Annotated in this window: 9 protein-coding genes; 2 read left to right on the forward strand and 7 right to left on the reverse strand. The window is 30.0% G+C overall.

The genetic code is table 11. From position 1 onward, the window contains the following. Window positions 1-229: 229 nt before the first annotated feature. The 4 genes from A8C32_RS16960 to A8C32_RS16980 form a co-directional block, all read right to left on the reverse strand. Window positions 230-931 (reverse strand): hypothetical protein, encoded by a 702-nt coding sequence (locus tag A8C32_RS16960; RefSeq protein WP_069831587.1) that lies wholly within the window; start codon window positions 929-931, stop codon window positions 230-232. Between the two features lie 609 nt (window positions 932-1,540). After that, window positions 1,541-2,503, reverse strand: coding sequence for a DUF3078 domain-containing protein (locus tag A8C32_RS16970; protein ID WP_069831589.1), 963 nt, complete (start codon window positions 2,501-2,503; stop codon window positions 1,541-1,543). Window positions 2,504-2,573: 70 nt separating this feature from the next. After that, window positions 2,574-3,752, reverse strand: coding sequence for an AIR synthase related protein (locus A8C32_RS16975; protein ID WP_069831590.1), 1,179 nt, complete (start codon window positions 3,750-3,752; stop codon window positions 2,574-2,576). A 187-nt stretch (window positions 3,753-3,939) separates the two neighbouring features. Further along, entirely contained in the window at window positions 3,940-6,126 is a 2,187-nt protein-coding gene (locus A8C32_RS16980; RefSeq protein WP_069831591.1) for a glutamine synthetase III family protein, read from the reverse strand. A gap of 278 nt (window positions 6,127-6,404) precedes the next feature. Between A8C32_RS16980 and A8C32_RS16985 the strand changes: the two genes are divergently transcribed. Continuing rightward, window positions 6,405-7,421 carry a glutamine synthetase beta-grasp domain-containing protein gene (locus tag A8C32_RS16985; protein ID WP_069831592.1) on the forward strand — a complete coding sequence of 339 codons (1,017 nt, stop codon included), beginning with the start codon at window positions 6,405-6,407 and terminating at the stop codon, window positions 7,419-7,421. A gap of 98 nt (window positions 7,422-7,519) precedes the next feature. On the opposite strand, the gene A8C32_RS16990 is transcribed toward A8C32_RS16985, so the two are convergent. Both A8C32_RS16990 and A8C32_RS16995 read right to left on the reverse strand, forming a co-directional pair. Continuing rightward, window positions 7,520-8,650, reverse strand: coding sequence for a glycerophosphodiester phosphodiesterase (locus tag A8C32_RS16990; RefSeq protein WP_069831593.1), 1,131 nt, complete (start codon window positions 8,648-8,650; stop codon window positions 7,520-7,522). A 131-nt stretch (window positions 8,651-8,781) separates the two neighbouring features. Continuing rightward, complete coding sequence (locus tag A8C32_RS16995) at window positions 8,782-9,735, reverse strand: calcium/sodium antiporter (RefSeq protein WP_069831594.1); 954 nt, start codon at window positions 9,733-9,735, stop codon at window positions 8,782-8,784. 754 nt (window positions 9,736-10,489) lie between these two features. On the opposite strand from A8C32_RS16995, the gene A8C32_RS17000 reads away from it, so the two are divergent. Next, window positions 10,490-10,642: an SsrA-binding protein gene (locus A8C32_RS17000; protein WP_069831595.1), complete on the forward strand. Its 153-nt coding sequence runs from the start codon at window positions 10,490-10,492 to the stop codon at window positions 10,640-10,642. Window positions 10,643-10,819: 177 nt separating this feature from the next. Here A8C32_RS17000 and A8C32_RS17005 read toward each other — a convergent pair whose 3' ends face one another. Further along, entirely contained in the window at window positions 10,820-12,394 is a 1,575-nt protein-coding gene (locus A8C32_RS17005; RefSeq protein ID WP_069831596.1) for a family 16 glycosylhydrolase, read from the reverse strand. Window positions 12,395-12,929 lie beyond the last annotated feature (535 nt).

The raw sequence follows: 12,929 nt of genomic DNA on the forward strand, positions 1-12,929 counted from the left end.
GAATTTTCACTTACAAATTATAAGATAAAACACTACATTTACACACAAACAAAAATCTATATTTAAAAATGAACAAAATTTATGTACTAGCCCTATGTTATGGTACTACAGTGCATAATGCACAAAAGTTAAAAGGAAATTTTTATTCAAATTTGTGAAGTAAGTAAAATTAAATATTATTTAGTAACATATAAATAAAAATATATGATTTTATAAGACTTACCCTATTTTACTCTTCAACCCAAAAGTTTTTTACCTTATCTGGTTTTATAAGAATATAGGTTACTATAAAAAATAATGCATATATATATATTAGCCTATGTAAGTAAATTAGTAAGTTAAAATGAAAATAATACGCTAAAACAGCACAAAGATCTGCAAAACCAAATCCAAAAACAGAAAACATAAAATACATAGACTTTCTTATGCCATATTTATAGTTATAATTTGCAGCAAACACACATGTTATTATTATAGCCGTTCCATAGATATATAGTAAGTATTTTTGAAAAACATCATGTAAAGCCCCAGTTATCGAGTTTAAAATTTTGTCTAAAGTATAAATATTCAATGCAATTAAAAAACCATAAATAAATACCGATCTAATATCAATTTTTGCAACTCGAGTTTTCTTTAAAACATGGTATATAAGTGCTAAATACCCACTTATTGCTATTATTGAAATAATTTTATTATAAACAGGATCTTCATAATAAATTAAAAGAATGTCCGATACAAGAAAACATAGAAATGAAATAAAAACCCATTTTTCTTTATATCCTTTATAAAAAAGAAAAACTACAAAAAATATCAATATTGTTATAATTCTAATAACTCTAATTTCAAAAAAACCATATGCATTAATAATGTATATATTTATTAAAAATAGTATTAATGATATAACAACTAGTAGTTTTCCTTTTAAATTCATTAAATTTATTTCCTGCAAAAATAAGTCTAAAAATAAAACTCAAAATGAGATTTTGGTAATATCTCTAGCATAATTTGATTTTTATTAAAATTTCAACATACTAACTTCATTTATCTAAAGTAATCAATATTTATAATAATTTACTATTGAATATATCGTTATTATAATTAATATGCAACAATTATTTTCTATATCATTTTCTATAAACCATTTATTTTGTGGTCTTTTGGAATTAATTTAATGCTTTCCTTTATGGGGTTTCACTTTATCCTAATAGTTTTAGTAAAGCTCTTTTTAATATGTCTTCTATGGTATTTTATTAATGAAACTAAAGGCAAACAAAAATTAGTGTTTTATAACAATTTAGGTATTTCTCCTCTAAAACTTTTTTCTTTCTTGTTTATTATTGATTTACTTTTAAGTATACCTTTCCTTTTTCTCCTTAAAGAGTTTATATGATATTTGGAGATAAGGAATATTGATTTTTATCTAAAAAATTAAATTTTAAATAACCTATAATTTAAAAAAATGACGTTGCAAATCTTGATTAATAACTTAGAAGAGCTTAAAAATTATTACAAAAAAGGGATTTGATTTATACCAATTAAACTAAAAATCTACTGCAAACCCCACACCTAAAAACTGTTTCCACTGTACTCTAGCTCCTGCCTCATCATCTGCTTCTCCTTCAATTTCTGATGGTTTTGTAGTTTTAACATCATCATCATACCTTATATGTGAACCAAACGTTGCTCTAACAAAATCATTGACTTTAAAATCAAAATCAATTTTCCAATCTAAATCTATATTTCCAAAATTATTTAGATAATCGGTATATAAACTCACTTGATTTTTTAAGCCTATATTTTCAGCTACTTCCATTTCGTAACTATTTGTTAGAAGAATCCCTACTTCTTCTCTTACTCTTTCCCCTTCGGTAATCACATTACCTGCAGCATCTAACACTGCTGGAGTAACTCCAAAAGCTCCTGCATTAGCTAAATCTTCATCTAAAACAAAAGTTGCTTTTAAGGTTAGGGGCGAAAAATAAAAAGATAATTCGTCTATATCTTTACCATATTCCATACCACCCCCTAAAAATACATATCCTGGTGCTAGCAAGCTTGAAATGGGCTTATCTTTGTCTGGATATTTATATCCATTGGTTAATTGCGTTCTAAAATTAAGACGTGCAGAATAATACCAATGCGACTCACTATTGGGTTTATAACCTAAATTGGAGTTAATCTCTAATAAATCATCTGTTTTCCTTAATTCTCTGGATTCTTGTTTATTTATACCATAGCGTAAATCGATATTATTCTTCCATGTTAAAAATTCATCACTATAATTAGCTGAAGATTTAACACCTAAAAGCCCCGAAATAGAATTACTTCCCCCTGCATTCCAATTAACAAAGGTCACCTCACTTAAATCGACAGATGCTTTGTTTTTTTGAATCCATTGTGGTCCTATTTCCTTTATTTTATTTTTCTTAAAAAATAACGAATCTGGTTGAGCATTAACTAAATGATAAAAGAAGCAAACTAAAATGAATAGTGTGTATCTCATGTTTATGTTAGGTTATTTAAAACACATTTCTTATCAATAATCATTCCATTTTAACAAGAAATAATCTTATTTAATAACAAAACTCACCAAATTCAGATTTTATAGTCAATTTTTTAGTTTCTGAAGCTTCTACTCGACCTATTATTTTAGCATCTACATTGAAAGTTTTAGATATAGCAATAATATTTTCTGCAACTTTTGGAGAAACATATAATTCCATTCTATGACCACAATTAAATACTTGATACATTTCTTTCCAATCTGTTTTTGATTGTTCTTGAATCAATTTAAATAAAGGAGGAATTGGAAACATATTATCTTTTACAATATGAAATTCATCTACAAAATGAAGAATTTTAGTTTGCGCACCTCCAGAGCAATGTACCATACCATGAATAGTTTCACTATTATATTCTGATAAAATTGCTTTTATAATTGGCGCATAAGTTCTTGTTGGAGACAGTACTAGTTTACCTGCATCTATTGGAGCATTCTCAACTTCATCGGTTAATTTAACACCTCCCGAGTATACTAATTCTTCTGGCACTGAAGCATCAAAACTTTCTGGATATTTTTCTGCTAAATATTTACTAAACACATCGTGACGGGCAGATGTTAATCCGTTACTTCCCATACCGCCGTTATATGATTTCTCATAAGAAGCTTGTCCAAAACTTTCCAAACCTACAATAACATCACCAGCTTTAATATTAGCATTATCTATAACGTCTGTACGTTTCATTCTTGCCGTTACTGTAGAATCGACAATAATAGTACGCACTAAGTCACCTACATCTGCAGTTTCTCCACCTGTTGAATGAATAGTTACTCCAAAACCTTTTAAATCTTCTAATAATTCTTCGGTTCCATTAATTATAGCTGAAAGTACTTCTCCTGGAATTAAGTTTTTATTTCTTCCAATAGTTGAAGATAGCATAATATTATCGGTTGCTCCTACGCATAGTAAATCATCAATATTCATAATTAAAGCATCTTGAGCGATACCTTTCCAAACTGAAACATCTCCAGTTTCTTTCCAATACATATAAGCTAATGAAGACTTTGTTCCTGCACCATCGGCATGCATGATTAAACAATAATCGTCGTCGTTTGTTAAATAATCTGGAACTATTTTACAAAATGCTTTAGGAAATAATCCTTTATCAATGTTTTTAATCGCATTGTGAACATCTTCTTTTGATGCAGAAACCCCACGTTGTGCGTAGCGTTTTGAAACTTCTTGACCCATAATATTGTATTGAAATGCAAATTTACTTTTTTGAATTAAAAAATCCCGCTTTTAGTAACGGGATTTTTTAAATTATATATAGTTTTGTTTTAAGCGGTTATCTTGCGTTAGGGATTGAAGTATTGTTGAAGCTCCTCACAGAGAGCGACTACTGAAAGCCCGACCCTTGGGTAACGCCCTAAAAACACTACCTTGTAAACAATAACTCTCTATACTTAGTTAAAGGCCAAACCTCATCATCTACCAAAAGCTCTAATTTATCGCAATGGTAACGAATATCTTCAAACAAGGCCTTCACGTGATTACAGTAAGCTATCGCTTTCTTTTCTACTGCTTCCATGTTATTTGCTTTCTTTCTTTCTTCAATCATTTTCGTAACATTAACATTAATGCCTTCTATATGACTAGATATTTCCTCTATTAAATTGATTTGCTCCTTAGAAACTGTCTTAAATTTTTTATCAAAAATTTCTTTTAAACCTCTTACATTTTCTATCAAAACATTTTGATACTTAACTGCTGTTGGCACAATGTGATTACGGGCAATATCTCCTAACACACGACTTTCTATTTGAATATGCTTAATGTAAGCTTCTATTTCTATTTCATAACGTGCTTCGGTTTCAATTTTACTCATTACATTCATTTCTTCAAATAGCGCAATACTTTCTTTAGAAACCCTAGCTTTTAAGGCTTCGGGAGTTGTTTTATTATTACTTAAACCTCGTTTTTTTGCTTCTGCTTCCCAAGCTTCGCCATAACCATTACCTTCAAATAAAATATCTCTACAAGATTTAATATATTCTCTTAATACGTTAAAAACAGCTTCGTCTTTCTTTAAATCCTTTTTATCTATTAATACGTCTACTTCTATTTTAAAATCTTTTAATTGTTTAGCTACAATAGTATTTAATACTGTCATAGGGTTTCCACAATTAGCTGTAGACCCTACGGCTCTAAACTCAAATTTATTACCCGTAAAGGCGAAAGGAGATGTTCTGTTTCTATCTGTATTATCTAATAAGACATCTGGTATTTTACCAACAACATTAAGCTTTAATTCTGTTTTTTCTTGAGGTGATAATTTACCTTTAGTAACGCCTTCTAGCTCTTCTAAAACTTTTGTTAACTGCTCTCCTATAAATACAGAAATAATTGCTGGTGGCGCTTCATTGGCTCCTAATCTATGATCATTACTAGCAGATGTTATAGCTGCTCTTAAAAGTGACTCATGCTCATGAACTGCTTTAATAGTATTTATAAAAAATGTTAAGAATTGTAAATTACTCATTGGAGTTTTACCTGGAGCTAACAAGTTTATTCCCGTGTCTGTAGATAGTGACCAATTGTTATGTTTTCCAGACCCATTTACACCTGCAAATGGTTTTTCATGTAATAATACTTTAAAATTATGACGAGATGCTACACGTCCCATAATGTCCATTAACAATGAGTTATGATCTACCGCTAAATTTGCTTCTTCAAAAATTGGTGCTAATTCAAACTGATTTGGAGCGACTTCATTATGCCTTGTTTTTACAGGTATTCCTAAAAGCATACATTCGGTTTCCAACTCCCGCATAAAATTTAATGCTCTGTTAGGAATGGAGCCAAAATAATGATCATCTAATTGTTGACCTTTTGCCGAAGAATGCCCTAATAATGTACGCCCTGTTAACGTTATATCTGGACGACTTGCTGCCAACATTTTATCTATTAAAAAATATTCTTGTTCCCAACCTAGCGAAGAAGATACTTTTTTTACGTTTTTATCAAAATATTTACAAACTGCAGTTGCTGCATTATCTACCGCATGTAACGCTCTTAATAATGGTGTTTTATAATCTAAAGCTTCTCCTGTGTAAGCCACAAAAATGGTTGGAATACACAACGTTGTTTCATAAATAAACGCTGGAGATGTAGGATCCCAAGCAGTATATCCTCTTGCTTCAAAAGTATTTCTAATACCACCACTAGGAAAACTAGAGGCATCTGGTTCTTGCTGTACTAGTTGAGTGCCTCCAAATTTTTCGATAGACATACCGTCTCCTATCGTTTCAAAAAAAGCATCATGCTTTTCTGCTGTAGATCCTGTTAATGGTTGAAACCAGTGTGTATAATGTGTTACGCCTTTGGATAAGGCCCAATCTTTCATTGAAGATGCTACTTGATCTGCTATATTTCTATCAATTTTCTTCCCGTATTGAATAGCATTTGTAACGCCTTTAAAAGCATCTTTGGTTAAATATTGACGCATTGTATTTTCATTAAATACATTCTTACCAAATAAATCTGACCGACGCTCTTTCTCTTCTACCACAATTGCTTTATAAGCCAGAGATTCTTTTATAGCATGAAATCTTAATGTTGACATTCTTAATTAAATTAATTAAAATATTTTGAAAATAAATTACTGGACAAAAATAAACACCAAAACAATAAAAACTTAAAACAAGAAAACTTATTGTTAACATTTTTTCAGTATTTATATAAAATAATGGTCTTTTTTTTAAATAAACCTTAAAAAAATGGGGTATAAATAAAAATAACTAACCTTTTCATTAAAACACCCCCTATAAATTTTAAGTAAATGTATAAAAATTTATATTTGTGAAATTATTATCAATATTACATTTTATTAAAATATTCATTATGGCAAAAATTAAATTAGAATACCTTTGGTTAGATGGTTATAAGCCAACTCAAAACTTGAGAAGTAAAACTAAGGTAGAGGAGCATGAAAACTTCAAGGGAACATTAGAAGAATTAGGAAATTGGTCTTTTGATGGGTCTTCGACTCAACAAGCTGAAGGTGGATCTTCTGACTGTTTATTAAAACCTGTTGCTATTTATCCAGATCCAGAACGTAGAAATGGTTACTTAGTAATGACAGAAGTTTTAAATGCTGATGGAACTCCTCATGAATCAAATGGTAGAGCTACTATTGATGATGATGATAATGATTTCTGGTTTGGTTTTGAGCAAGAGTATTTCATAATGGATACAGCTACTCAATTACCATTAGGTTTCCCTATTGGTGGTTACCCTGGTCCTCAAGGTATGTACTACTGCTCTGTTGGTGGAAAAAATACTTGGGGTAGAGATTTAGTTGAAGAACATGCAGATTTATGTATCGATGCTGGTTTAAATTTTGAAGGTATTAACCAAGAGGTTGCTGCTGGACAATGGGAGTTCCAATTATTCGCTAAGGGTGCTAAAAAAGCTGGTGACGAAATATGGATTGCTAGATATTTATTAGACAGATTAACTGAAAAATATGGTTACTACATTGAGTACCATCCAAAACCAATTAAAGGTGACTGGAATGGTTCTGGTATGCACGCTAATTTCTCTAATGAGGTTTTAAGAACTTGTGGTTCTAAAGAAACTTACGAAGCTATTTGTGAAGCATTCCGTCCTGTAACTAAAGAACATATAGAGGTTTATGGAGCCTTTAACGACCAACGTTTAACTGGTTTACATGAAACCGCTTCAATTACAGATTTCTCTTACGGAGTATCTGATCGTGGAGCATCTATTCGTATTCCAATTATTACAGTAGAAAAAGGTTGGAAAGGCTGGTTAGAAGATAGAAGACCTGCTTCTAATGGAGATCCTTATAAAATTGCTGGACGTATTATTAAAACTGTTAAATCTGCTAAAATTTAATAACTTTAGTCCACAACATTTTAACATTTTGTTCATAATAAAAGCGTTTACAATATTTTTGTAAACGCTTTTATTTTTGATATATAAATAATAACTTTTTATTTAGGTTTCCAAGTTGATACTGCCTTAACAGCCGCATCTGTATAATCTGTAAATATACCATCGACACCTGCATCGAAAAACAAATGGTATTCTGCTTCAGAATTTCCTTTACTCCATTTTTCATCTTCATTTCTAAATGTATATGGGTGTACTTTTAAATCATATTTATGTGCTAAGTCTACAAAATTTGTTGCTGGTAATACTGTAATATTATTATTTGCATCTTTTGAAAAAGAAATAATAAATGGTTTCCAAGGTCCTATACCATCTGCATATGTAGAAGTAAAACGCATACCTTCTTCGGTTGTGAAATACTCATAGGTTCTATTATCACCATTGACATAAAAATCAAATGGTGACGCATAAGAAATAAAATCACCTGTTGGTACATTATAATCTAAAGTACCATCGTTATTTACATTATAAGTAGAAATTAATTGCACTAATTTAACCGTAGATTTCGAATTGATATACTGTAATGGTGCTACTTCGAAACACTGAACAAAAACTGGAGCATCGTATGAATTCATTTTTTCAGAATCTAACACCTCTAAAAGCGCATCTTCTATCGCTAAACCTAATTTATTATGAAAATAAGGGTGCTTCATTTCTGGATAAATCCCTACTACTTTCCCTTGTGCTCCTGTTTTCAACTTTGTTAATGCTATAATCTCCTTTAATGTTGGAATTTGATATAAGCCATCAAACTGATTAGACCTATCTGACCTTGGTTGTTTAGCTCTTAAACGTTTTATTTGAGCTAGAGTAAAATCTGAAGCAAACCAATCTGTAATTTCTTTACCATCTAAATTTTTTGTGGTTTTTAAATTCGCAAATTCCAGCAAGTCGGCAACATTGGTTGTACCTGACATAAATGGTTCGTGACGAGCAATTAGCACACCATCTTTAGTCATAACCAAATCTGGTTCAATAAAATCTGCACCTAATTCAATGCCCTTTGCATAAGCTTCTAATGTATGTTCTGGAAAAACAGATTGCGCTCCTCTATGGGCAATTACTAATGGCTTCTCAACAACACCTCCTTCTCTATCATCTGTTTTATCGCATGAAACTATACTTACGAATAACGAAAAGATAAGAATTCCTATAAACTTAATTTTTTTCATTCCCTTTATTTCTTTATAATTAATAATAGCGAAAGAAACGACTCACAAATTAAATTATCTCTATGTAAAGGTTAATATAACTATATGTTAATAGCCTACTTTTAAATGATTGTTAAGTTTACATATTAAAATTACAGTTTACCTGAAGTAAATACAAAAAACATAAAAACCCCGTAAGCCATCACTAAAAAGAACCCTTTGATTCTACTTATTTGCAATTGTTTTGGCAAGAAAATTAATGGTAATAGTATTGCTGAAATACCTAGCATCCAAAAAATATCATTAGATAATATTTGAGGCTCAGTAACAGGTATAGGTTTAACCATGGCCGTTAACCCTAAAACAGAAGCTATATTAAAAATATTCGAACCTATTAAATTACCTAAAGAAATAGCTTTTTCTTGCTTAGCAGCTGCAATAACAGAAGCTGCTAATTCTGGCACACTAGTACCAATAGCTATTAAGGACACACCAATTACAGCCTCACTAACTCCTACATCTTCAGCTATATCTTTAGCTCCACTTACTAACCATTCGCTACCAAAATAAAGTGCAGTAGCACCTATAATTAACCATAAAAGTATTTTAAAATTAGATACTACAGATAAAGTATCATCAACCTCATCACTTACAACTGTATCTTTCTTGGCTCCTTTAATAAGGATAATTAAAAATACGATAAGCCCTACAAATAAGAACCCTCCTTCAATAGCTGTTAATACATTATCATTTTTAAGAAAATAATACAATACCATTGAAAATACCATCATTACTGGCCAATTAACTTTATAAAAAGATTTATCTACAGCAATAGATCCAACCATAGCCGTAATACCTAATACCAAACCAATATTTGCAATATTAGAACCTACTACATTATTTATAGCAATAGCAGACGAACCAGACAAAGCTGCTTGAAGACTCACTAATAATTCTGGGGCAGAGGTAGCAAACGATACCACCGTCATACCAATAATCATTTTAGATATATTAAACTTAAATGATAAAGCAACAGACGAACGCACTAAAAACTCACCACCTATGACTAATAAAATAAAGCCTAGTAAAACCCAAAGTAAACTCATAATTTTTTTTTTGCGAAGATAATATAAGAATCTACGATTAACCTTTTTTTAATTAAGGTTTTTGACTTCTTATCTAAAGCTAAAATTAAAAGACTCAAAAGTATTTATTCTACACAAACCCACTACCTAAAGGTAGTTATTTATTATAATTCCATTTTTATTTAAAGAACTCATATTGACTTTTTGTTTTTAACCGAAAATGGATCAAAGTTTGCTCAGATAAAGTTGCTTTTTAAAGGTCATAGCACCATTACGCATTAAAAAATAACTGAAACATGGGTGAATTTTGGACATTTTTTAGGAAATATAAAAAGACGAGTTCAAAGATAAAACACTTAAAAAACAATATTTATTTTACCAAAAGCCCCTTAGTTTTTAAAATTAATTCAAAAAAAACCCTACAATAGTATCAAATTAAAACATAAAACGTAATTATTAATTGCAAAATGAAACTAAAACAAAGAAAGTCACTTTTCTATTAAAACCATTTTAATTTTTAAAGTTACATATTCGTATTCAATTTCATCGATTTATTAAAAAACATTTGGTAAGCATATTAGTAAATATATATCTTCAAAAAACATTGATCTAATTAACTATTTACTAACCTAAAAAACTGAAAATTTATGATAACACTTGCAAAACTTCTAATTGAAATAATTTTATTTATTGTTTCAATTATTTAACACCTTTATAGATAAAGCTTAGTCTAGAATAAGTTTTACTATTTTTGTCTTCTAAGAAGCTCTAAAAAATGCAAAAGCAAATATTCAAATTTTTAGCAAAGGTTAATAAAACTATATTACCAAGTTACTCTAAACAACAATTAGATTTAGCTAAAGCAAACAAATTACAAATGGCTATTATAGGCTGGAGATGGTTTGTTACCAAAAATGCTTTAGATTAAAGCTTTATTTTAACTCTCTTAAAAAGCGGTGTTAAATAGTAACTAAACTTTAAAAATTTATCTAAACCTATAATTACTTTCTGATTAATTCAAATAATATAACTAGTTCTTAATAAATTAATAAATAGACAAAAGCCAAATAACTTGATATTACTAATTATAGATTAAACATAACTATTAATTAACAATTACTTTTTTCACCACTTTTTCATTGTTCGAATAGACCTCAAGAAAATAAACACCAGAATTTACACTACCCAAATCTATACTAATAGTGTCTTTTACTTTTCTGAGTATTAACTTACCGAAAACATCGTAAAGTGCTAAACTACTTAAAAGCACTTTAGTAGTTACATAAACCTTATCATTCGTGGGGTTAGGATAAACACGTATAGCATCATTTAAACTAAAACTATCTTCAATACTTAATACATCTGCTTGATACACTTTAACGTAATCTATAACCATAGCACTCTTAGTAAACCTAGAATCTATGGTTCCTGCAATGCCCCCCATTGCTATGTTCAACAAAATATATTGATCGGCATCAAATGGCCATGTACTCGCATCCTTAACCAGTGGATTATAAACATAATAGACTTCACCATCAATTAAAAAAGTAATTTGATTAGGAGACCAATTAACCGAATATATATGAAAATTATTTACTACATCGCTAATTTCCTTAGAATTCGTATTCATCGTATTACCAAAACAACCAGCACATGAGGTATGCAATGCGCTTGATACATGATTTACAGCACCTAAACCATGCTCCATAATATCTATCTCGCCACAAGCAGGCCAATTTGTTGTGCCAAAACTTGAATCCCAAAACCCACCATTTTCATCAATATTCTTACCCAACATCCAAATTGCTGGCCAGGTTCCTGCTCCTTCAGGTAATTTCGCTCTAACATCTACCCTACCATAGGTAAATGCAAATTTTGAATTTAATCTTGCAGAGGTATATTCCTTTGTTATTCCTTGATATGTAAAAGATTCTTTTATGGCTACGATATTTAAAAAACCGTTATCAACAAAAGAATTTTCTAAACGATTTGTATAATGTTGTTCTTCTCCATTAAACCAACTTCCTCCTGCCGGTAGTTGTGTTTGATGATGCCAATTATCGGGGTTCACAGCCTCAGGAATATCAAAATTATCTTCCCAAACTAAATTTGTGTATTCTACATCAATAGCGTTTGGATCCGTTCCTGCAGAGCCGTCTCTAAAATTATCAATTAAATAAGTTCCTGGAGTTGTAACTCCTCCATCAATGAAAATTGTTAATTTACCATATGTGCCAGCAGCATTAACAGGTGTTACACCATCTGAACTTAATACTGCGTTGGAAAAATTGAAAGTAATATGATCTATCCAACCACCTCCAGAAGGTACATTTTGGGTAACCTGAACATTAGGATTTTCACCATCCTCTAACTTTAAAGTTACAATATGTGTATTAGGATCAAACCCATAGAATGATAACGAAAGAATATTTTGAGAGTCTAAATCAATAGGCTTTATTAAATCAATTGAAAAACCCTGCCATGCATTAGATCCATCATTAAAAAATTGTCCTACATCATTTCCAGAATCATTAGGATCTTTATTAAAAGAAAAACCACTTCCTAAAAAAGCCGTAAAATTATCTGATGAATCAGAAAAGTCTATCGATACCTCTTGTGAAACAGACAGTTGCGAAACAAATAAAAAGACAAAAAATAGATTAATAAAATCCCTCTTCATAACTATAGTATTTTTAAGTTAATAAAAATACTTTATTCCACTTCAATAGCTTAGTCTTTAACCTATACAAAAACCATACAATATAACCTATTATCTCCTTTGGAAAAGCTAAGAAGCTATTTTTACTAGACCTTTTTTTACTTATTCATTCAGTTAAAGATAATACAGTCACCAAAAAAAGCTATCTTATATATCAAATTTTAAAAAAGAGAAATTCCTATAAACACAAATGTATCATTAAACTGGGTTGACGTAAAGGGTATTACCTTTGGCACATACCAAGCGATGTTAAAAGGTAAAAATGGAATGCGCTATATTTTAATCTAATAAAAAAACATGCAAAGATACAGGAAAGTGTTAAAATAGCTTTTGAAACATTTCCTGAATTAAAATTAAAAATGCCATAAATAATACTAAAAGACTTAGAGTGGTTTATGCTTTATTTCAAGATTTAGAGTTCTTTTCTTTGCTAGAAAATTTGAAGTTTACAAAAAATTAAAAGTAAAAACATTTATATTTGACTTAATATCAATAA

The organism is Flavivirga aquatica (assembly GCF_001747085.1).
Taxonomy (GTDB): Bacteria; Bacteroidota; Bacteroidia; order Flavobacteriales; family Flavobacteriaceae; genus Algibacter_C; species Algibacter_C aquatica.